At 74.5% G+C, this 21,440-nt stretch carries 13 protein-coding genes; 5 read left to right on the top strand and 8 right to left on the bottom strand.

Annotation, left to right across the window (positions count from 1 at the left end; genetic code table 11):
* Window positions 1–100 precede the first annotated feature (100 nt).
* Window positions 101–607 carry a DUF6912 family protein gene (locus ACFYNX_RS05325; RefSeq protein WP_388657911.1) on the top strand — a complete coding sequence of 169 codons (507 nt, stop codon included), beginning with the start codon at window positions 101–103 and terminating at the stop codon, window positions 605–607.
* Between the two features lie 86 nt (window positions 608–693).
* Window positions 694–1,353 carry an HAD family hydrolase gene (locus tag ACFYNX_RS05330; protein ID WP_388657914.1) on the top strand — a complete coding sequence of 220 codons (660 nt, stop codon included), beginning with the start codon at window positions 694–696 and terminating at the stop codon, window positions 1,351–1,353.
* Between the two features lie 27 nt (window positions 1,354–1,380).
* On the opposite strand, the gene ACFYNX_RS05335 is transcribed toward ACFYNX_RS05330, so the two are convergent.
* Complete coding sequence (locus tag ACFYNX_RS05335; RefSeq protein ID WP_365538899.1) at window positions 1,381–1,935, bottom strand: DJ-1/PfpI family protein; 555 nt, start codon at window positions 1,933–1,935, stop codon at window positions 1,381–1,383.
* Window positions 1,936–2,316: 381 nt separating this feature from the next.
* On the opposite strand from ACFYNX_RS05335, the gene ACFYNX_RS05340 reads away from it, so the two are divergent.
* The gene (locus tag ACFYNX_RS05340; RefSeq protein ID WP_388657918.1) at window positions 2,317–7,281 is read left to right on the top strand and encodes an NAD-glutamate dehydrogenase; all 4,965 of its coding nucleotides are present in this window, start codon (window positions 2,317–2,319) and stop codon (window positions 7,279–7,281) included.
* A gap of 74 nt (window positions 7,282–7,355) precedes the next feature.
* Here the strand turns inward: ACFYNX_RS05340 and ACFYNX_RS05345 are convergent, their stop codons facing one another.
* From ACFYNX_RS05345 to ACFYNX_RS05355, 3 genes are read right to left on the bottom strand one after another with little or no spacing between them, the layout of a single operon-like run.
* Window positions 7,356–8,810, bottom strand: a complete 1,455-nt coding sequence (locus tag ACFYNX_RS05345) for a glycosyltransferase 87 family protein (RefSeq protein WP_388657921.1) — start codon at window positions 8,808–8,810, stop codon at window positions 7,356–7,358.
* A gap of 11 nt (window positions 8,811–8,821) precedes the next feature.
* Window positions 8,822–9,616 carry an ABC transporter ATP-binding protein gene (locus tag ACFYNX_RS05350; RefSeq protein WP_388657923.1) on the bottom strand — a complete coding sequence of 265 codons (795 nt, stop codon included), beginning with the start codon at window positions 9,614–9,616 and terminating at the stop codon, window positions 8,822–8,824.
* Window positions 9,609–10,565 (bottom strand): ABC transporter permease, encoded by a 957-nt coding sequence (locus ACFYNX_RS05355; protein ID WP_388657926.1) that lies wholly within the window; start codon window positions 10,563–10,565, stop codon window positions 9,609–9,611. The genes ACFYNX_RS05350 and ACFYNX_RS05355 overlap by 8 nt, the downstream gene beginning before the upstream one ends.
* A 227-nt stretch (window positions 10,566–10,792) precedes the next feature.
* On the opposite strand from ACFYNX_RS05355, the gene ACFYNX_RS05360 reads away from it, so the two are divergent.
* Window positions 10,793–11,392, top strand: a complete 600-nt coding sequence (locus ACFYNX_RS05360; protein WP_388657929.1) for a TetR/AcrR family transcriptional regulator — start codon at window positions 10,793–10,795, stop codon at window positions 11,390–11,392.
* A 36-nt stretch (window positions 11,393–11,428) separates the two neighbouring features.
* Here the strand turns inward: ACFYNX_RS05360 and ACFYNX_RS05365 are convergent, their stop codons facing one another.
* The 4 genes from ACFYNX_RS05365 to ACFYNX_RS05380 form a co-directional block, all read right to left on the bottom strand.
* Window positions 11,429–12,304 (bottom strand): carbohydrate ABC transporter permease, encoded by an 876-nt coding sequence (locus ACFYNX_RS05365; protein ID WP_365538889.1) that lies wholly within the window; start codon window positions 12,302–12,304, stop codon window positions 11,429–11,431.
* Window positions 12,301–13,665 (bottom strand): carbohydrate ABC transporter permease, encoded by a 1,365-nt coding sequence (locus ACFYNX_RS05370; RefSeq protein ID WP_388657932.1) that lies wholly within the window; start codon window positions 13,663–13,665, stop codon window positions 12,301–12,303. The genes ACFYNX_RS05365 and ACFYNX_RS05370 overlap by 4 nt, the downstream gene beginning before the upstream one ends.
* Window positions 13,666–13,675: 10 nt before the next feature.
* Complete coding sequence (locus ACFYNX_RS05375) at window positions 13,676–15,034, bottom strand: ABC transporter substrate-binding protein (RefSeq protein ID WP_388657935.1); 1,359 nt, start codon at window positions 15,032–15,034, stop codon at window positions 13,676–13,678.
* Window positions 15,035–15,157: 123 nt separating this feature from the next.
* A complete protein-coding gene (locus tag ACFYNX_RS05380; RefSeq protein ID WP_388657938.1) occupies window positions 15,158–19,231 on the bottom strand; it encodes an FtsK/SpoIIIE domain-containing protein in 4,074 nt (1,357 codons plus the stop codon).
* Between the two features lie 501 nt (window positions 19,232–19,732).
* Here ACFYNX_RS05380 and ACFYNX_RS05385 point away from each other — a divergent pair.
* Window positions 19,733–21,439, top strand: coding sequence for a serine/threonine-protein kinase (locus ACFYNX_RS05385; protein ID WP_388657941.1), 1,707 nt, complete (start codon window positions 19,733–19,735; stop codon window positions 21,437–21,439).
* Window position 21,440: the final 1 nt, after the last annotated feature.

Below are 21,440 nucleotides of genomic sequence, written 5' to 3' on the forward strand. Positions count from 1 at the left end.
GGGCCCCGGCGGTGGACGGACGGCGGGTTCGGCCCGCCGCCCCGAAGGGGGACTCCGCACGTATCCTGAGGATCTCTCCCTCTACGAAAGCGGCCAGCCGATGCGCGTCTACGTCCCCCTGACCCTCCCCGGTCTCGCACAGGCGCACAAGGCGGGCGAGCTGGGCCCCGGCCCGCTGACCGCCTACGCCGTCACCCCCGCGCTGCGCGAGTGGTACGTCTCCGACGACATCGAGGAGCTGGAGTACGCGGCCCTCGGCCGGGCCGCCGCCGCCTCCCTGCGGCTGCTCGCCGGTGACCCCGAGGCGCCCCGGCGCCGGATCGTCGTCGCCGTCGACGTGGCCGACAAGGAGGCGGTCGCCGACCCCGACCGGGGGCTCGACGCCGACGCGGTCGGCGAGGTCCGGATCGCCGGAGCCGTGCCGCTGGCCAAGGCCGCCGCCGTGCACGCCGACGCGGACGACGCCGAGGCGGACGTCAGGGCGGCGGCGGACGCGCTGGGGGGGGCCGATCAGGGCGACGACGACGCGCGGTTCGTCGTGGACGGCGCCGAGGACCACGAACTGCTGTGGTTCGGGGTGCAGGAGATCCCCGGGTTGCTGGGCTGAGGAACCGGGAGGGTCCCGGGGTTCCGGAAGGGTCTCGGAACGGCTCCGCGCTCTTCGCCGTCGGAGGCGGCGGGTACCGTCCTCCCATGGGGAAGCACGGAAAGCACCTGGTCTGGGACTGGAACGGCACGCTGCTCGACGACATCGACGCGGTCATCGGGGCGACGAACGCCGCCTTCGCGGAGCTGGGACTCGAACCGCTCACGCTGGAGCGGTACCGCGAGCTGTACATGGTGCCGGTGCCCCAGTTCTACGAGCGGCTCATGGGGCGGCTGCCGACCGACGCCGAGTGGACCCTCATGGACGGCGTCTTCCACCGGCACTACCGGGCGCGCGCCGAGAACTGCGGCCTGACCGTCGGCGCCGCCGAGCTGCTCGCGGCGCGGCAGGCCTCCGGCTTCACGCAGTCGCTGCTCTCCCTCGCGCCGCATGTCGACCTCGTCCCCCTCGTGCGGCGGCACGGGATCGCGGAGCGGTTCCTGCGCATGGACGGACGGCCCGACACCTCCACGGACGGCAAGTCCGGGCACATGGTGCGGCACCTGGCCGCCCTGGAGGGGATCCGGGCCGAGCGGGTGGTCGTCATCGGCGACGCGGCGGACGACGCGCTTGCGGCGGCGCACGTCGGGGCGAAGGCCGTGCTCTACACCGGCGGCTCGCACAGCCGCGCCTCCCTGGAGCGGGTGGGGGTGCCGGTGGTCGACTCGCTCGCGGAGGCGGTCGCCGTGGCGGAGGAGCTGGTGTAGCCCCTCCGCCCCCTGGACTCCCCGGCGTCAGCCCTTCGACCGGAGCACCTTCAGGAACTCCCGCATCCAGACCGGGTGGTCCGGCCACGCGCGCGAGGAGACGAGCAGCCCGTCGACCACGGCCTCCGTGTCCTGGAAGGACGCCCCCGCCGCCTGCATGTCCGGCTCCAGGGCCGGATAGGCCGTGACCCGGCGGCCCTCCAGGCTGCCGGTCGCCGCCGTCAGGAGCGGGCCGTGGCAGATCTGCGCCACCGGCTTGTCCGCGTCGAAGAAGGCCTTGAGGATCTTGCGCAGCTCCGGGTCGTTGCGCAGGTACTCCGGCGCCCGGCCGCCCGGGATCACCACCGCCAGGTACGCCCCCGGGTCGACCTCCGAGAAGGCCAGGTCGGCGGGCCAGGTGTAGCCGGGCTTCTCGGTGTACGTGTCGAAGCCGGGCTCGAAGTCGTGGACCACGAACCGCAGCGTCTTGCGGGCCGGGGCCGCGATGTCCACCTCGTACCCCTCTTCGAGGAGACGCTGGTAGGGGTACAGCACCTCCAGCGACTCCGCCGCGTCCCCGGTCACGATCAGGATCCTCGTCATGGCTCTCCCCGCTCGCAGAAGTCGGATGCCGTGCCCTGAGGACATGTGTCGCTGTCCATAACGTCAAACTTCCACCCCCTCTTTTGTACACATACGGCTCATGACGGGGCGGGGGTCGGGAGCGATAGGCTTTCGTCGTGATCAGTGCGATACGCCGAGGGGGCAGTGAAGCCCCCGGCTGCCGCCCGACCCGCTCCCGCGGTCGGGCCGACCGTGCGTTCGCCGATCCCCTCCGCCCGGGCGGGCCGCGGTCAGCGGCCGACGACCCGGGCATCTCTCATCCGGGCATGACGCCGCCTTCTGCGGACACACGTCGTGGAGGCGTTGTGCCCTTCCTTCCACCGATGTCGCGCAACGGCGCGCGGCCAGGAGTCAGAGGACATGCAGACCAAGCTGGACGAAGCCAAGGCCGAGCTGCTCGAAAGGGCCGCCCGGGTAGCTGAGCACAGCCCGGTCGGGGGGCGACTTCCGACGGGGCCGGACGGTCCGGGCGAGCGCCCGGACGGCGACACCGTGCTCGAATACCTCCAGCGCTACTACCTGCACACCGCGCCCGAGGACCTGTCCGGCCGGGACCCGGTCGACGTCTTCGGCGCCGCCCTCTCCCACCACCGCCTGGCGGAGAACCGTCCGCAGGGCACGGCGAACGTGCGCGTCCACACCCCGACGGTCGAGGAGAACGGCTGGACCAGCAGCCACTCCGTCGTCGAGGTCGTCACCGACGACATGCCCTTCCTCGTCGACTCGGTCACCAACGAGCTGTCCCGCCAGGGCCGCGGCATCCACGTCGTGATCCACCCGCAGGTCCTCGTCCGCCGCGACGTCACCGGAAAGCTCATCGAGGTCTTGTCGGCCCAGATCCACGGCGAGCTGCCGCACGACGCGCTCACCGAGTCCTGGATCCACGTCGAGATCGACCGCGAGACCGACCGCGCCGACCTCAAGCAGATCACCGCCGACCTGCTGCGCGTCCTGTCCGACGTCCGCGAGACGGTCGAGGACTGGGAGAAGATGCGCGACGCCGCGCTGCGCATCGCGGACGGCCTCGCCGACGAGCCCACCGCCTCCGACCTGCGCCCGACCGAGGTGGAGGAGGCCCGCGAGCTGCTGCGCTGGCTGGCCGACGACCACTTCACCTTCCTCGGCTACCGCGAGTACGAGCTGGTCGACGGCGACGCCCTGTCCGCCGTGCCCGGCACCGGCCTCGGCATCCTGCGCTCCGACCCGCGCCACTCCGGCGACGACGAGGGCCACCACGCCCACCCCGTGTCGCCCTCCTTCAGCCGGCTGCCCGCCGACGCCCGGGCCAAGGCCCACGAGCACAAGCTGCTGATCCTGACGAAGGCCAACAGCCGGGCGACCGTGCACCGCCCCTCGTACCTCGACTACATCGGCGTGAAGAAGTTCGACGCCGCAGGCAACGTCGTCGGCGAGCGCCGCTTCCTCGGCCTGTTCTCCTCGGCCGCCTACACCGAGTCCGTCCGCCGCGTCCCGGTCGTCAAGCGCAAGGTCCAGGAGGTCCTGGAGGGCGCCGGCTTCTCGCCGAACAGCCACGACGGCCGCGACCTGCTCCAGATCCTGGAGACCTACCCGCGCGACGAGCTGTTCCAGACCCCGGCCGACCAGCTCCGGGACGTCGTCACCAGCGTCCTCTACCTCCAGGAGCGGCGCCGGCTGCGGCTCTACCTGCGCCAGGACGAGTACGGCCGCTACTACTCGGCCCTCGTCTACCTGCCGCGCGACCGCTACACCACCCGCGTCCGGCTGCGGATCATCGACATCCTGAAGGAGGAGCTCGGCGGCACCAGCGTCGACTTCACCGCCTGGAACACCGAGTCGATCCTCTCCCGGCTGCACTTCGTCGTCCGCGTCGAGCCCGGCACCGAGCTGGCCAAGCTCACCGACGCCGACGTCGAGCGCATCGAGGGCCGGCTCGTCGAGGCCGCCCGCTCCTGGGCCGACGGCTTCGGCGAGGCGCTCAACGCCGAGCTGGGCGAGGAGCGCGCCGCCGAGCTGCTGCGCCGCTACGGCAACGCCTTCCCCGAGGGCTACAAGGCCGACCACTCGCCGCGCGCGGCCGTCTCCGACCTGGTCCACCTGGAGGCCCTCGCCGACAGCGAGAAGGACTTCTCGCTCTCCCTCTACGAGCCGGTCCTCGCGGCCCCCGGCGAGCGCCGCTTCAAGATCTACAAGACGGGCGACCAGATCTCCCTCTCCGCCGTCCTGCCGGTCCTCAACCGGCTCGGCGTCGAGGTCACCGACGAGCGCCCCTACGAGCTGCGCTGCGCCGACCGCACCCACGCCTGGATCTACGACTTCGGCCTGCGGCTCCCGGCCACCAACGGCAGCGGCGTCTCCCTGGGCGACGACGCCCGCGAGCGCTTCCAGGAGGCCTTCGCCGCCACCTGGACCGGCGAGGCCGAGAACGACGGCTTCAACTCCCTCGTCCTCTCCGCCGGGCTCAACTGGCGCGAGGCGATGGTGCTGCGCGCCTACGCCAAGTACCTGCGGCAGGCCGGCGCGACCTTCAGCCAGGACTACATGGAGGACACCCTCCGCAACAACGTCCACACCACCCGGCTCCTGGTCAACCTCTTCGAGGCCCGGATGGCGCCGGAGCGCCAGCGCGCCGGCACCGAGCTGATCGACGCGCTCCTCGAAGAGCTGGACGCCGCCCTGGACCAGGTCGCGAGCCTGGACGAGGACCGCATCCTGCGCTCCTTCCTGACCGTCATCAAGGCCACGCTGCGGACGAACTTCTTCCAGCAGGACTCGAACTTCCGGCCGCACTCCTACGTGTCGATGAAGTTCGACCCGCAGGCCATCCCCGACCTGCCGGCCCCGCGCCCCGCCTTCGAGATCTGGGTGTACTCGCCGCGCGTCGAGGGCGTCCACCTGCGCTTCGGCAAGGTCGCCCGCGGCGGTCTGCGCTGGTCCGACCGGCGCGAGGACTTCCGCACCGAGATCCTCGGCCTGGTCAAGGCGCAGATGGTGAAGAACACCGTCATCGTGCCGGTCGGCGCCAAGGGCGGCTTCGTCGCCAAGCAGCTCCCCGACCCGACCGTGGACCGGGACGCCTGGATGGCCGAGGGCATCGCCTCGTACAAGACGTTCATCTCGGCCCTGCTCGACATCACCGACAACCTGGTCGCGGGCGAGGTCGTGCCGCCGGTCGACGTGGTCCGCCACGACGAGGACGACACCTACCTGGTCGTCGCCGCCGACAAGGGCACCGCGACCTTCTCCGACATCGCCAACGGGGTCGCGGAGGCGTACGGCTTCTGGCTCGGCGACGCGTTCGCCTCCGGCGGCTCGGCCGGCTACGACCACAAGGGCATGGGCATCACCGCCCGCGGCGCCTGGGAGTCCGTCAAGCGCCACTTCCGCGAGCTGGGCCACGACACCCAGACCGAGGACTTCACCGTCGTCGGCGTCGGCGACATGTCCGGCGACGTCTTCGGCAACGGCATGCTGCTCTCCGAGCACATCCGCCTGGTCGCCGCCTTCGACCACCGGCACATCTTCCTGGACCCGAACCCGGACGCGGCCGCCTCGTACGCCGAGCGCCGCCGCCTCTTCGAGCTGCCCCGCTCGTCCTGGGCCGACTACGACACCTCGCTGCTCTCCGCCGGTGGCGGCGTGCACCCCCGCAGCGCCAAGTCGATCCCGGTCAACGCGCAGGTCAGGGCCGCCCTCGGCATCGAGGCCGGGATCACCAAGGTGACCCCGGCCGAGCTGATGAAGGCGATCCTCCAGGCGCCCGTCGACCTGCTGTGGAACGGCGGCATCGGTACGTACGTCAAGTCGTCGGCCGAGTCGAACGCCGATGTCGGCGACAAGGCCAACGACGCCATCCGCGTCGACGGCCAGGACGTGCGCGCCCAGGTGATCGGCGAGGGCGGCAACCTCGGCGCGACCCAGTTGGGCCGCATCGAGTTCGCCCGCTCCGGCGGCCCCGAGGGCGAGGGCGGCAAGGTCAACACCGACGCCATCGACAACAGCGCCGGCGTCGACACCTCCGACCACGAGGTCAACATCAAGATCCTGCTCAACGGGCTCGTCGCCGAGGGCGACATGACCGTCAAGCAGCGCAACAAGATCCTCGCGGAGATGACCGACGAGGTCGGCACGCTCGTGCTGCGCAACAACTACGCGCAGAACACGGCCCTGGCCAACGCCGTCGCCCAGTCGCCGTCCCTGCTCCACGCCCACCAGCGGTTCATGCGCCGCCTGGGCCGCGACGGGGCCCTCGACCGCTCCCTGGAGTTCCTGCCCAACGACCGGCAGATCCGCGAACTCCTCAACAACGGCAAGGGCCTGAGCCAGCCGGAGCTCGCCGTCCTCCTCGCGTACACCAAGATCACGGTGGCCGACGAGCTGATCGGCACCGGGCTGCCGGACGACCCGTACCTGACCGGGCTGCTCCACGCGTACTTCCCGACGCTGCTGCGCGAGCGGTTCACCGAGGCCGTCGACGGCCACCCGCTGCGCCGCGAGATCATCACCACCGTCCTGGTCAACGACACCGTCAACGCCGGCGGTTCGACCTTCCTGCACCGCCTCCGCGAGGAGACCGGCGCGTCGATCGAGGAGATCGTCCGGGCGCAGACCGCCGCCCGCGTCGTCTTCCGCCTCGGCCAGGTCTGGGACGCCGTCGAGGACCTCGACAACCGGGTGCCGGCCGAGATCCAGACCCGGATGCGGCTGCACGCGCGCCGGCTCGTCGAGCGCGGCACGCGCTGGCTGCTCAACAACCGGCCGCAGCCGCTCCAGCTCACCGAGACCATCGAGTTCTTCGCCGAGCGCGTCGAGGAGGTCTGGTCGCGGCTGCCCGAGCTGCTGCGCGGCGCGGACCTGGAGTGGTACCGGTCGATCCTGGACGAGCTGACCGGCTTCGGGGTGCCGGAGGAGCTCGCGCGGCGGGTCGCCGGCTTCTCCTCCGCCTTCCCGGCGCTCGACATCGTCGCGATCGCCGACCGGACGGGCAAGGATCCGCTCGCGGTGGCCGAGGTCTACTACGACCTGGCCGACCGGCTGCGGATCACCGACCTCATGGACCGGATCATCGAGCTGCCGCGCGACGACCGCTGGCAGTCGATGGCCCGCGCCTCGATCCGCGAGGACCTGTTCGCCGCGCACGCGGCGCTCACGCAGGACGTCCTGACGTCGGGCGGCGACGACGCGGGCCCGGAGGAGCGGTTCAAGGCCTGGGAGGAGAAGAACGCGGCGATCCTGGGCCGCGCGCGGACGACCCTGGAGGAGATCCAGGGCTCGGACACCTTCGACCTGGCGAACCTGTCGGTGGCGATGCGGACGATGCGCACGCTGCTGCGCTCGCACGGCTAGGAGCACGCGCGCGAGGGGCCCCGCCGGTTCTCCGGCGGGGCCCCTCGCCTCTTCACGGGTCCTTTCCGGCGGGCTCATTCCTCCGGCGCGGCGGCGACCGTCGAGGTCCACAGGCGGCGGGCGGCGAGCAGGGTCGCGGCGAGCAGCAGGCCGTTGCGGAGCACCATGACGGCGAGGCCCGTGGCGGTGCCGTCGATGACGTCGAAGTAGAGGACGGGGTACGCGAGCGCGCTCAGCGCCGCCGCCGGGAGCAGCAGCAGTGCCACCGGGCGCATCACGGTCTCCCGGGAGGTCAGGCAGACGGCGGCGAGCCCGAGCAGCCAGATCATGTACTGGGGGCTGATCACCCGGCTGGTGACGGTGAAGAGCAGGACGGCGGCGAACGCCGTGTCGTACGGGGTGGCGGGCGTCCAGCGGTGGGCCCGGACGCGCCAGAGGACCAGCCAGCACAGGGCGGCGGCGGTGAGCAGCAGGGAGAGGTGGCCCAGGGTGGAGACGTACGGGCCGACGTACTCCAGGGCGCCGTAGCGGAACTCGACGGTCCCCGGCCAGATGCCGGCGGACCGGGCGAGCGCGAGGGCCGTGCCGCCCAGGGACTCGATCTGGATGCCCCGGTCGCCCTGCTGCCGCAGGAAGCCGAGCGACTCGGAGAAGAAGAACGCGAGGGTGGCGAGGAGCGCGACGGCGGTGACGGCGGCGGCGGTCCACGCCTCCCGGGTGGTACGGCCCCTGGGGGTGCCGAGGAGGGCCAGCGCCGGCCACACCTTGACCATCGCGCCGATCCCGGCGAGCGCCCCGCCGAGCTGGTGGGCGGCGGTCCTGCGGGCGGTGAGGGCGAGCAGGGCGAGGACGGCGAGGGCGGTGGTCTGGACGTCGTACCGGGCGAGGGGGAGGTGGAGGAGGAGCGGCAGGCCGCAGACCCAGATCCAGGCGCCGTGGGTGAGGCGGGCGCCGTCGGCGCGGGCGAGCGCGAGGGTGACGACCGCGTCGGCGAGGAGGGTGAGGGTGAGGAAGGCCTGGAAGTAGGTGAGCCAGGGGAGGGCGCCGGGGGACATGATCACCAGCCCGGCCCCCGGCGGGTACTGCCAGGTGGCGTCGCCGGGCGGGAAGGTGCCCGCGGCGAACTTCCCGTACCAGTGCTCGTAGAGCGCCACCTCGCGGGCCACGCCGCCGATGCCGAGGTCGTCGCGGAGGAGCAGCAGGAGCATGCCGGCCCGGGTGAGGAGCCAGACGGCGGCGAGCGCGAGCCGGGGGCCGCTGCCGACCGTGACGAAGGTGGCGGAGGTGAAGGTCTCCGAGGTGAAGGGGGAGCGGGTGAGGGCGGGGGGTTCGGTGGCCGTACTGGTGGGGCGGGGGGAGCCGGCGGTGGGGTCGGACGCGGTGGAGCCGGTCGCGGTGGGGCCGGTCGCGAGGGGGCCGGTGGCGGTGGGGGCGGACGCGAGGGGGCCGGGCGGGGGGGAGCCGGACGGGGCGGAGTCGGGGGGCTCGGTGCCGGCCGGGTGGGGGGTCTGCGGCTGATCGTTCGTCACCCCACCGCACTTTAGACCGTAATGTCTCGTTTGCCCGTGGTCTTCGCCCCTGACGCGGTGAACTCCTCGTACGCCGCCACCACCTCCCGCGCCGGGCCGTCCATCCGGAGGGTCCCCGCCTCCAGCCACGGGGCGCGCCCGCAGGTCTCCACGACGGTGGCGTTCGAGTGGCTGACCAGGAAGACCGTCCCGGCCTCCGCCCGCAGTTCGTCGATCCGCTGCCGGCTCCGGCGCCGGAAGCGCGCGTCGCCGGTGGCCAGGGCCTCGTCGACGAGCAGCACGTCGTGGCTCCGCGCGGCGGCGATGGAGAAGCGCAGCCGGGCCGCCATCCCGGAGGAGTACGTCCGCATCGGGCGGGAGATCGCGTCGTCCTTCTCGTTCACGCCCGAGAAGTCGACGATCCCGTCGTAGCGCTCGCGGACCTCCGCGCGGCTCATGCCCGTGGCGAGGCCGCCGAGGACCACGTTCCGCTCGCCCGTCAGGTCGTTCATCAGGACCGCGTCGACGCCGAGGAGGGAGGGGCGGCCGTGCGTGTAGATCCGGCCCCGGTCGACGGGCAGGAGCCCCGCGACGGCCTTCAGGAGGGTCGACTTCCCCGAGCCGTTCGAACCGATCAGGCCGATCGCCTCGCCCCGGTACGCGACGAAGCCGACCCCCTTGACGGCGTGGACCCGGCGGCCGGCCGGGGGCCTCCTCCACCGGCCGCCGCGCCGCTGGTCCTGCCCGTGTCCGTGCACGGTGTACGTGACGTGGACGCCGTCGGCCACGACGGTCGGGACCCTCTCCTGCTCGCGCGTCTCAGCCACGGCCGTACGTCTCCTCCGCCTGCCAGAACCACAGGAACCCGCCCGCGAAGGCCAGCGCGGCCCAGACGGCGGCGAGCGCCCAGACGTGCGGCGGCAGCCGGTCCGGGCCGTGGCTCGCGATCAGGGCGAAGCGCACGAGGTCGATGTAGACCGCCGCCGGGTTGCACCGGAGGGCGAGCACCACGCCCTCGGGGAAGCGCCCGCCGTGCGCCAGGTTCCCGATCGACCACATGGCGCCCGAGGCGTACATCCAGGTGCGGAGCGCGAACGGCATCAACTGGCCGATGTCCGGGGTGCGGGCCGCGATCCGGGCCAGGACGAGCGCCAGGCCCGTGTTGAACAGGGTCTGGAGGGCGAGCGCCGGGACGGCGAGCAGCCAGCTCCACCGGGGGAACTCGCCGCAGCAGAGGAGGATCGCGACGAGCGCGGCGAGCGAGAGCAGCAACTGCTGGAGCTGCTGGAGGGCGAGCGAGAGCGGCAGGCTCGCGCGCGGGAAGTGCAGGGCGCGGACCAGGCCGAGGTTGCCGCTGATCGCCCGGGTGCCGGCCATGAGCGTGTTGGCGGTGAAGGTCCACACGAAGACGCCGGTGATCAGGAAGGGCACGTAGTCGGGCACGCCGTGCTCGGCGTTCATGAACACGCCGAAGATCAGGTAGTAGACGGCCGCGTTGAGCAGCGGGGTCGCCACCTGCCAGAGCTGGCCGAGGCGCGCCTGGCTGTACTGCGCGGTCAGCCGGGCGGTCGCGAAGGCGGCGATGAAGTCGCGGCGGGCCCAGAGCTGCCGGACGTACGCGGGGAGCGGAGGACGGGCCCCGCTGACGGTCAGGCCGTGGCGGAGGGCGAGGGCGCGGAGGTCCTCGGAGGGAGGGGCGGTCCGCGGCGGGGGTGGGGTGGTCCGCGACGGGGGCGGAGTGGTGTGTGGCGGGGGTGGCGCGAGGGTGGTGGTCATGGGCGGGCTCCGGGGCGGGCTTTCGGTACGGGGCGAGGTGGGGCGTGGAGGGTGGTGCGGCATCGGCGACGGGACGGGACGGGGCACGGTCGCCGGTCGCGGCGGGTCGGGCATGGCTGCCGGTTGCGACGGGACGGTCTCGTATCGTCGCTACGGGGACAGTAGGACGCTCCACGACGGAACGCAACCGTATCGTCGTCACGTCACCGTTGGTTAGGATGCCGTTCATGACCGAACCGACCCCCCGCCGCGCCCCCGCCGGAGCCGCCGTACTCCGCGAGGACGTGACCGAGGCCATCCGCGCCGCCGTCTTCGAGGAGCTCGCAGCCGTCGGCTTCGCCCGGATGTCCATCGAGGGGATCGCGCGCCGCGCGGGCGTCGGCAAGACCGCCGTCTACCGGCGCTGGAAGTCCAAGCTCTCCCTCGTCCTCGACCTCGTCGGCGCCTTCGCCGCCCAGGGCCTGCCGGCGCCCGCCACCGGCTCCCTGTACGGGGACGTGCGCGCCCTCCTCGACGTGGCCGCGCACGCCCTGAGCCACCCGGTCGTCTCCCGGGTCGTTCCCGACCTCCTCGTCGAGGCCGCCCGGCACCCCGAGATCGCCGAGGCCGTCAAGGCCGCGCTGCTCGACGGACAGCAGGGCGTCGTCGCCCGGATCGTCCGCGAGGCCGTCGCGCGCGGCGACCTCCCCGAGGGGGCCGACCCGGACCGGGCCCTCGACCTGATCGCCGGACCGCTCTACTGGCGCCTCGTCGTCGTCCGCACCCCGCCGCCCCCGGGGTACGTCGACGACCTCGCGCGCTCGGCGGTGGCGGCCCTCACGGGCTGACCCCGCGCGCTCACGGGCTCAGCCCGCGAGGAGGGGTCACTTCACCGCGCCCGCCATCACCCCCGACGCGAACTGGCGCTGGAACGCGAAGAAGACCACCAGCGGCACCACCATCGACAGGAACGCGCCCGGCGCGAGCACGTCCACGTTGTTGCCGAACTGCCGCACCTGCTGCTGGAGCGCCACCGTGATCGGCGGCGACTGCGAGTCCGCGAAGATCAGGGCGATCAGCATGTCGTTCCAGACCCACAGGAACTGGAAGATGCCGAGCGAGGCGATCGCCGGGCCGCCGAGCGGCAGCACCACCCGGGTGAACAGCCGGATCTCGCCCGCCCCGTCGAGCCGCGCCGCCTCCAGGAGCTCGCGCGGGATCTCCGCGAAGAAGTTCCGCAGCAGGAAGATCGCGAACGGCAGGCCGAAGGCCGTGTGGAAGAGGACCACCCCGGCGGTCGTCTCGAAGAGCCCGACCACCCCGAACAGCTTCGACACCGGGACCAGGGCCACCTGCACCGGCACCACCAGCAGGGCGACCACGCCCAGGAACCACCAGTCCCGGCCCGGGAACTCCAGCCACGCGAACGCGTACCCGGCGAGCGAGCCGATCACCAGGACGAGCAGCGTCGCCGGGACGGTGATCAGGACGGTGTTGAGCAGCGAACCGGTGATCGTGTCGTTCGCCAGCAGATGGGCGTAGTTCTCCGTGGTCAGCCGGGCCGGGGCCGTGAACACCTCCCACCAGCCGCTCGCCGCGATGTCGGACGGCGAGCGGAGCGAGGAGAGCAGCAGCCCGACCGTCGGCAGCAGCCAGAACAGGCCCGCCAGGACGAGGAAGACCCGGACCGCGCCGGACGCGGCCACGGACGCGACCCGCGCCGCCGGGGAGCGGGAGGGCCGCACCTGGGTTCCGTTCATCGGCGGGCCTCCCTGCGCATGCGGCGGACGTTGAGCACCATCACCGGGACCACGAGCAGGAGCAGCAGCACGGCGATGGCCGAACCGACCCCGAGGTCCGCGTCCGTGCCGAAGGACGAGCGGTACAACTGGAGCGCGAGCACGTTCGCGTCGTCCTGCGCCGAGCCCGGCGCGATCACGAAGACCAGGTCGAAGATCTTCAACACGTTGATCATCAGGGTGACGAGGACGACCGCGAGGACCGGCGCCAGGAGCGGCACCGTGATCCGGCGGAACACCTGCCACTCGTTCGCCCCGTCCACCCGCGCCGCTTCGAGCAGCTCGCGCGGCACGGCCGCGAGCCCGGCCCCGATGAGCACCATCGCGAACCCGGCCCACATCCACACGTACGCCCCGATGATCGCGGGCGTGACGAGCGAGGGGCCCAGCCACTCGACGCCGTTGTACTGCTCCCGGAAGTTGCTCGCGGGCAACCGGAGCACGGCCCCGTCCGCGCGGTCGGCGGGCAGCGCGAACGTGCCGTCGGCCGCGGCCGTCGCCGTGGCGACCACCTTCCCGTCCCGTACGGCCTCGATCCGCAGCCCCGCGAGGCCCCGTTCGGCCGGGTCGACCTCGTTCGGCCGCCCGCCGCCGCCCCGGGTGAAGTCCAGCCAGGCCGTGCCGGTGACCGCGCCCGGATCCGTGCCGGCGGGCTCGGCGGCCGGGCGCGCGCCCTCCGGCATCTGCGCCGGGGCCACGCCGACCAGCGGGAGCCGTACGGGCTGCCCGGCCCGCACCGGTTCCTTCGTGACGTACGCGCCGCCCCCGGCCGCCTTCAGCGGGTGCACGGGCAGCGGTCTGGCCTTCGGGAAGACGGAGGACTCGGCGAAGGTGTCGTGGACGCCGACCCAGACGGCGTTCGCGACGCCCCGGTCCGGGTCCTGCTCGTACACCAGCCGGAAGATGATCCCGGCGGCCAGCATCGAGATCGCCATCGGCATGAAGACGAGCAGCTTGAACGCCGTTCCCCAGCGGACGCGTTCGGTCAGGACCGCGAAGACCAGACCGAGGGCGGTGGCGACCGCCGGGGCCACCACCAGCCAGATCAGGTTGTTCTCGACGGCCGTGCGGAGGGAGTCGTCGGTGACCAGGGACAGGTAGTTGTCGAGGCCGACGAAGGAGGAGCCGGAGCGGTCGAAGAGCGAGCGCTGGACGGAGTAACCGATCGGGTAGACGACGAGCGCGCCGAGCAGGAGCAGGGCGGGCAGCAGGAACCCCGCCGCCACGACCCGGCTCCGCCGCCCGTCCCCCTTCCCCGTTCTCCTCCCGGGCCCGTCCGTTCCGGCCGTGCTCCCCGCGCGCGGGGCGGTGGTGGAGGACATCGCCGGTACCTCAGCCCTTCGCGGCGGCCCGGTACGCCTTCGCCGCGTCCGCCTCCAGACGCGCCTGGGCCCCGGCGACGTCCTTCGGGTTCTTCAGGAAGTCCTGGAGCGCCTTCCACTCGCCCTTGCCGGGCGTCCCGCCGAACGACTGCGGCATCTGGTCCGACATGTCGAAGCGGAAGTCGTCACCGGCGCCTGTCAGGGCCTTGGCGATCTCGCGCTGGACGTCGTTCGGGTACGCCGCCGGGTCCAGGTTCTTGTTCGGCGAGAGGAAGCCGCCCGCGCCCGCCCAGATCTTCGCCGCGTCCGGGGAGGCGAGGAAGGCGAGCAGCGCCTGCGCGCCCTTGGTGTCCTTGAGGGCCACGGCCGCGTCGCCGGCCGTCACCACGGGCACGGTCCCGGCGTCCCCGACCTTCGGGAAGGGGAAGACCTTCGCGTCCGTGCCGATCTTCGCCTCGGTCTGGGCGATGTTGACGGCGGCGAAGTCGCCCTCGAAGACCATCGCGCCCTTCGGCTCGGCGCCGCCGGTGAAGGTCTGCGTGACCGAGGCCGGGTACTCCGTCTGCAAGGCGCCGCTCGTGCCGCCCGCGAGCAGCGACGGCTTGCCGAACAGCTCGGCGAGCGTGGTCAGGGCGGCGGCGACCGACGGGTCCGTCCACTTGATCTCGTGCTTCGCCAGCCGGTCGTACTTCTCCGGGCCCGCCTGGGAGAGGTAGACGTTCTCGAACCAGTCCGTGAGGGTCCAGCCGTCCGCGCCGCCGACCGAGACCGGCGTGACGCCGGAGGCCGATATGGTCTCGGCGGTGGTCAGGAACTCCTTCCAGGTCTTCGGCTCGGCCGCGCCCGCGTTCTCGAAGACGGCCGTGTTGTACCAGACCAGGGACTTGTTGGCGGCCTTGAAGTAGACGCCGTACTGGGTGCCGTCCACCGCGCCGAGCTCCTGCCAGCCGCGCGAGTAGTTCGCGGCCAACTGGGCCTTCGCCTCCGGGCCGACCGGCTTGAGCCACTTCTGGGCGGCGGCCTGCTGGATCGCGCCCACCTGCGGGAGCATCGCCACGTCGGGCGGGGAGCCGCCCGCGATCTTCGTCCCGAGGAAGTTCACGATCGGGTCCTGGGCGGGCACGAACGTCACCGTCGCGCCGGTCCGCCGCTCGAACTCCTTCAGGACCTTGGTGAAGTTCTCCTGCTCCGGGCCCGTCCAGACGGCGGCGACCTCGATCTTCTGGCCCTTCAGCGGGAGGGCGCCGGTGGGTTTCGCCTCCGGCTCCTCCGTGCCCCCGTCGCCGCAGCCCGCGAGGGCGAGTGCGGCGAGCGTCGTGAGTGCCGTGAAGGTCACCCCGGCCTTGCGTGGACGAAGAGTTGTACGCATTGCTGCCCCGTCTCCTTCGTGCGCTGAGCTGTCCCGTGCCGACAGGTCTACGCCCGGTGATGCGGGGCCGCAATACCGCCTTCCGTGTCAAGTGGTGGATCGTGATTGGCTCGTGACGTGACGTCAGGAGTGGTTTCCGGCGGACGTCGCGGGAGAGGAGAGGGGCGCCACGGGCGTCGCCTCCACCGAGCGGGCCGCGCGGTCGAGCGCGCTCGCGAGGAGGGCCAGGTCCGTCGGTCCGTTGCCCAGCTCGCGCACCGGGCGGCGGGCGGGCGGGTCGCCCATCCGCTCCCACTCCAGCGGGACGACCGTGGGCCGGAGCGTCGCCGTCCGGGGGATCCGGCCGGTGACGCGGCCCGCCTGGAAGGGGGTCACCCGGCCGTCCGGATGCCCGAGCCGGCCCCGGCCGGCCGCCGGGACGTCCGGTCCCGCCGTCACCGGGGGCGCGTCGAGCACGATCCGCAGCCGGGCGCTGTGGGCCGGCTCGGTGTCGGCCGTGCGGTCCGGGCGGGCCGAGGCCACGACGAGGTGCACGCCGAGCCGCTCGCCGTGCCGGGCGACGGCCTCCAGGGCCCGCACGACGGACCCGGCGGCCGGCCGCCCGGGGGCGCCGAGCGCGGGCGCGACCAGGGCGTCGAAGTCGTCGACGAGCACGACCAGCCGAGGCAGCGCCCCGACCACCCGGCCACTCCCCGCCGCCGCCTCGCCCGAGGCGGGCCGGGGGATCCGGACGCCGGAGTCCTCGACGCGGGGTACGCGTCCGCCGGGACGGTCGGTGAGGTCGCCGGTTCCGGTGCGGGGCATGCGGCCGTCGGGGTCCTCCTCGCCGGTGCGGAGGGTGCGGCTGCTCGGGCGGCCGTTCAGGTCGTCGGCTCCCGCACGGGGCACGCGCCCGCTCGCGCGGCCGTGGAGGTCGCCCGCGCCGGTCCGGAGCGTACGGCCGCCGACGCGGTCCTCCGGGCCGCCCCCGCCGTCACGGCGCGGCAGCCGCCCGCTGGGCGTGTCGGTCAGGAACGTGTCCGCACCGCTTCCGGCACGGGACACGCGTCCGCTCGGGCGGTCGCCGTCATCGGTGCGGAGGGTGCGCCCGCTCGCGCGGCCGTCCAGGTCGCCCGCGCCGGGGCGCGACACCCGGCCGGTCGCGTCGTCGGTGCCCGGGTACGGGCTCCGTCCGCTCGCGCGGCCGTCGAGGTCGTCGGCCCCGGCGCGGGACACGCGCCCGCTCGGACGGTCGCCGAGGTCACCGGCGTTCGTACGGAGGGTGCGGCCGCTCGCCCGGCCGCCGAGGTCGTCCCCGCCGGGGTACGGGCTCCGGCCGCTCGGGCGGTCGGGAACGTCGTCCGCGCCCGGGTACGGGCTCCTCCCGCTGCCGCGGCCGTCCGGGTCGCCCCCGCCGGGGTACCCGCCCCGGCCCGGCGTGTCCTCCGGGCTCGCGTACGGCGTGCGGGTGCTCCGGCCGCTCGGGAGGGCGCCGATCGTGCCGTCGCCCGTGCGGAGGGTGCGGCCGCTGGGGTGGTCGCCGGTGTCCGGGAGGCGGACGGTCGCGCGGGCGCCCCGGGGGACGGACTCCGCCGCGCTCGGGGTGCGCTGGCCGATCAGCCGCTCGGCCACCTGCGGGGCGCGGGCGCCCCGGCGGTCGGCGAAGGGGGTGTCGCCCAGGAGCTCGGCCCGCCGCTTCAGCTCGGCCCCGAGCGCCTGCGCGAACTCCCGCATCCGGACCGGGTCCGAGGCGACCAGGTGCTCGATGACGTGCGGCAGCTCCGTACAGGCCGCGAGGCCCTCGCCGCGCTCGCCGCCCGCCCCGTCCACGAGGAGCAGGCCGAGCCGGTCGGGGCGGCCGCCCGCCGCGAGCGAGGCGGCGATCGAGCGGAGCAGCTCCGTGCGCCCGCTGCCCGCCGGGCCCTCGATCAGCAGGTGCGGCCCCTCCTGGGTGAGGTCCACGGCCAGCGGGCCGTGCGGGCCCGCGCCCAGGACGGCCGTCCCGTCCCCGGCGGAGGCCCAGCGGGCCATCAGGGAGGCGGGGGTGGCCCGGGCGAGGCCCAGCTCGTCGAGCAGCCGGGAGGACGGGGGCAGCGCGGCGGCCCGCCCGTGCGGCGCCGCCGGGGTCTCCGGCCGCAGCGGGGCGAGGGCCCGCCCGAACCGCTCGGCCCAGGCGACGGAGACCGCGTCGACCACGCCGACGGTGCCGTGGCCCGCGACGCGCCCGCCCGCGGTCCGCAGCAGCCGCAGCGCCGTCGCCACGTCCCCGCTCAGGAGCGCCGCGGCCCCGCACTCGCGGAACGCGAGGGACGCGGCGCACGCGGCCTCGTAGGTCGCGGCCACCGGCGAGACCGGGGAGGCGGAGGGCGCCTCGGCGAGACAGAGGAGGTGGATGCCGGCGGCGGCCCCGGCCCCCGCGAGCCGCGCCACGGTCTCGCGCAGCGCCGCCGTGCCGGGGTCGCCGTCCACGACGACGACCGTCCGGGGCCCCTCGTGACGGGCGGCGGCCTCCGCGACGGACGCGCGGTCGGCGCTGGGCCAGCCGGGCCCGAGCGGGCCGTCGTCGAGCCGCCGGGTCAGTTCGGACGTACGCGCGTGGGCCTGGTCGCGGTCGTAGGCCAGGAGCAGCCGGCAGTCCTGGCCGTGGGCCGGCCGGACGTGCGGGAGCCAGCCGAGCCAGCCCCAGGCGCGGCGCCGCTCCTCCAGGGGCCGGTTCCGGTCGGCGCTGACGAGGACGATCTCCAGGTCGGAGGGGGAGTGCAGGGCGGCGAGCTGGGCCACCACCGAGCGGGCGAACCCGGCGAGCCGGTCGCCGGGGCCCGCGAGGCCGAGCGAACCCGTCTCGCGCAGCCCGACGGTGACCGGGACCCCGGAGAGCTCGGCGCGGTCCGTGGTGCCGAGCCGGACCGCGAGGAACTCGGGGTGGTCCGGGTCCCGCTCCCAGAGCCGGCGGCCGGGGCCGAGGGCGGTGAGCAGGACGGTCGCCGGGTCGGGCCAGGTGTCGGCGCCGGGCACGGGCCCGCGGGCGCCGTCCCGGGAGTCGGGGCCCTGCCGGGCGCCCGCGTGGGTGCCGGGGACGGGGTCGGCTCCGGCGGCGGGGGCCGGGAGCTCCTCGCGGCCCCCGGCGAGGCGCCGGGCCCAGGCGCCGAGCCCGCGCCTGCCGCCCGCCCGCGGCGCGGTCGCGGCCCGGGCCGCCGGGGCCCCGCCGCTTCCGGCGCCGCCGTGGCCGTACGGGTCGCGGGAGTCGCCGTCGCGCCCGTAACCCTCGTCACCGTCACCGTGTCCGTCGCGCCCGTGGCCGCCGGAGTCGTGGTGGTCGCGGGCGGAGCCCCGCGCACCGCCGTACGGGTCGCCGTGACCGTCCCCGTGCCCGCTGTCGTACGAGCCGCCGCGACCGCTTCCGTACGGGTCGCCGTCCGCCGCGTCGCCGCCCCACGCGTGCGCGTGTCCGCCGCCGTGGGTCGTGTCGTCGGCCGCCGGGCCGCGAGGAGCCGTTCCGGGGCCGCCGGGAGCCGTCCCCGGACCGCCCGCCGGGCCCGGCAGGCCCGGTCCGCCGGGCCCGCGCGTGAGCCGCAGGTGCCCCTCGCCGTCCGGGGTCGTCGCCACCGCGTCCGTACCGCCGGGGAGGCCGTCGCCGGGGCCCGTCAGGCGGAGGGCGGACTCGCCGAGGCGCAGCAGCGCGCCCGGGCGGAGCCGGACGGGGCGCTCGCCGACGGGGGCGCCGTCGAGGGTCGTGCCGTTCGTCGAGCCGCGGTCGGCGACCGTGACCCGGCCGTCCGCGCCGACCGTCACCGTGCAGTGCGCGCGGGAGACGTCCGGGTCGTCGAGCGGGACGTCGGCGTCGACGGAACGGCCGATTCTGATCGCTCCGCCGTGCAGCAGGTGCACCCCGCCCGCGTCCGGTCCGGCCACCACGTGCAGCCGGGCGGCCGCGGCCTCCCCGGCCCGGTCGTCGGGGCCCGGGAGCTGGAGCGAGAGGACGGCGCCGTCGACCAGCGGGGGCTCGCCGAGCACGCAGCGCCGGCCGTCCAGCCGCTCCGCGCCCGCGTAGAGCACGGTCGTGCCCGAGGCGGAGGCCTCGGGACCCGTGACGGCGGCGGCCAGCGGGGAGGCCACGGCGGAGAGCGCCGTCCCGGCGGGGGCCGTGACGAGCACGTCGCAGGCGCGCCCGGCGCCGTGGCCGGCGTGCGGCGCGAGGACGGTCAACCGGATCTGCATCGCCGTCAGCGGTCCCTTCTGCGCGACGTGCCCGGCAGGGGAACCGCCCGGTGCCTCCCCCCGCCCGACACGGACGCGTAGCCCGGTACAGGTCGGCACGGCGCGGGGCTCCCGACCCCATCGGTGCGACGTGCTGGAGGCATCCTCGCACCTGCCACCGACAGCGCGCCCGCCGGTCGGCCGTAAGTGATCTTGAATGGTCGGCTGTGGACGCAAAAGTGCCTGGTTGAGCATGCCTTCGGAACATGCCCGGCAACCGAAGTGCTCGGACAAGCGTCTTCTTCCGGACAGAACCCGAGCCCATTCCGGACATCTCCGGTCGGAGCCGCCCCCGGGAGAGGCCTGTGGACAACCGGCCCGCGACCCGTCCGGCACCGGCCATGATCGGCCCCACAGGCCCTAAAGTGGGTCGGACACCCGGACGGGTCACCACAGAGGACAGGGACCGCGGGGACACCACGGGAACCACACCGGGACCACGATCAGCAGGGAGCGCGTGACGTGCGGCCTATCGGCAGCAAGTACCTGCTCGAGGAGCCGCTCGGCCGCGGCGCCACGGGCACCGTCTGGCGGGCCCGCCAGCGGGAGACGGCGGGTGCCGAGGCGGCCGTGGCCGGCCAGCCCGGCGAGACCGTCGCGATCAAGGTCCTCAAGGAGGAGCTGGCCAACGACCCGGACATCGTGATGCGCTTCCTGCGCGAGCGGTCCGTGCTGCTCCGGCTCACCCACCCGAACATCGTGCGCACCCGCGACCTGGTCGTCGAGGGCGACGTCCTGGCCCTCGTCATGGACCTCGTCGAGGGCCCCGACCTGCACCGGTACATCCGGGAGAGCGGACCGCTCACCCCGGTCGCCGCCGCGCTCCTCACCGCCCAGATCGCCGACGCGCTCGCCGCCAGCCACGCGGACGGCGTCGTCCACCGCGACCTGAAGCCCGCCAACGTCCTGCTCGCCGAGCAGAACGGCCAGATGCACCCGATGCTGACCGACTTCGGCATCGCCCGCCTCGCCGACTCCCCGGGCCTGACCCGCACCCACGAGTTCGTCGGCACGCCCGCGTACGTGGCGCCCGAGTCCGCCGAGGGCCGCCCGCAGACCTCCGCCGTCGACATCTACGGCGCGGGCATCCTCCTCTACGAACTGGTCACCGGCCGGCCGCCGTTCGCGGGCGGCACGGCCCTGGAGGTCCTCCACCGCCACCTCAGCGAGGAGCCGCGCCGCCCCTCGACCGTGCCCGGCCCGCTGTGGACGGTCATAGAGCGCTGCCTCAGCAAGGGCCCCGACCGGCGCCCGAGCGCCGTGAACCTCGCGCGCGGCCTGCGCGCGGTCGCCGCCGGCATCGGCGTGCACGCCACGCCCGCCCAGATCGAGGCGGCGGACGGCGTCGCGGCGCTCCTCGCCCCCGACCCGGCGCCCGCGCCGGTCCCGGAGACCCCCGGGGCCGCCGACCCGACCCAGGTGCTGCCCGCCGGCGCCCCGCCGCAGTACGACCCCGCCGGCGCGACCAGCGTCCTGCCGACGAGCGGCCCGGGCGGCGCCGACCCGACGGCCGTCATGCCCCCCGTACCGCCGGGCCCGCCGCAGGCCGGACAGGGGGCGCGGTCCGACGAGCCGCACCCCTGGCAGGGCCAACTGCGCGCCGCCCGCGACCGCAACGAGCAGACGCAGGTGCAGTACCTGGACCCGAGCCAGGACCCGCTGCGCCGGCGCCCGCAGCGCCAGCCGCAGCAGCCCCCGCACCCCCCGCAGAACCAGCAGCGGCAGCAGCGCCCGGCCCCGCAGCGGCCCGCACCCCAGCCGTACCAGCCGCAGCACCAGCCCCAGCAGTACGCGCCCCCGCCGCCGCCCGCCCCGCAGCAGCAGTACGCCCCGCCCCGGCAGCAGTACGCGCCCCCGCAGCCGCCGCCCCAGGCCCCCGCGCCCCGCGAGCCGCGCCCGCCGCGCGAGCCGCGCCGGCGCAGCGCCAACCCGGTGCGCATCCCGGGCCTCGGCTGCCTCAAGGGCTGCCTGGTCATGATCGTCCTGTTCGTGGTCGCCGGCTGGCTCGTCTGGGAGCTGACCCCGCTCCAGAGCTGGATCGCCGAGGGCAAGGGCTACTGGGAGGCGATCGGCGACGGCGTCTCGTCGTTCACCGGTTGGGTCTCCGACCTGTTCGACAGTGCGAACAGCGGCACCGGAACGGGTGCTACCGGCGGTACGGGACAGTAAT

This window comes from Streptomyces sp. NPDC007872 (assembly GCF_042868165.1).
Classification (GTDB): domain Bacteria; phylum Actinomycetota; class Actinomycetes; order Streptomycetales; family Streptomycetaceae; genus Streptomyces.

Bases quoted from the DNA above. Each gene is read 5' to 3' on its own strand.
- ACFYNX_RS05355 (WP_388657926.1), bottom strand. From the start codon at position 10,565: ATGACCACCACCCTCGCGCCACCCCCGCCACACACCACTCCGCCCCCG.
- ACFYNX_RS05375 (WP_388657935.1), bottom strand. From the start codon at position 15,034: ATGCGTACAACTCTTCGTCCACGCAAGGCCGGGGTGACCTTCACGGCA.
- ACFYNX_RS05325 (WP_388657911.1), top strand. From the start codon at position 101: ATGCGCGTCTACGTCCCCCTGACCCTCCCCGGTCTCGCACAGGCGCAC.
- ACFYNX_RS05365 (WP_365538889.1), bottom strand. From the start codon at position 12,304: ATGAACGGAACCCAGGTGCGGCCCTCCCGCTCCCCGGCGGCGCGGGTC.
- ACFYNX_RS05330 (WP_388657914.1), top strand. From the start codon at position 694: ATGGGGAAGCACGGAAAGCACCTGGTCTGGGACTGGAACGGCACGCTG.
- ACFYNX_RS05335 (WP_365538899.1), bottom strand. From the start codon at position 1,935: ATGACGAGGATCCTGATCGTGACCGGGGACGCGGCGGAGTCGCTGGAG.
- ACFYNX_RS05360 (WP_388657929.1), top strand. From the start codon at position 10,793: ATGACCGAACCGACCCCCCGCCGCGCCCCCGCCGGAGCCGCCGTACTC.
- ACFYNX_RS05380 (WP_388657938.1), bottom strand. From the start codon at position 19,231: ATGCAGATCCGGTTGACCGTCCTCGCGCCGCACGCCGGCCACGGCGCC.
- ACFYNX_RS05340 (WP_388657918.1), top strand. From the start codon at position 2,317: ATGCAGACCAAGCTGGACGAAGCCAAGGCCGAGCTGCTCGAAAGGGCC.
- ACFYNX_RS05370 (WP_388657932.1), bottom strand. From the start codon at position 13,665: ATGTCCTCCACCACCGCCCCGCGCGCGGGGAGCACGGCCGGAACGGAC.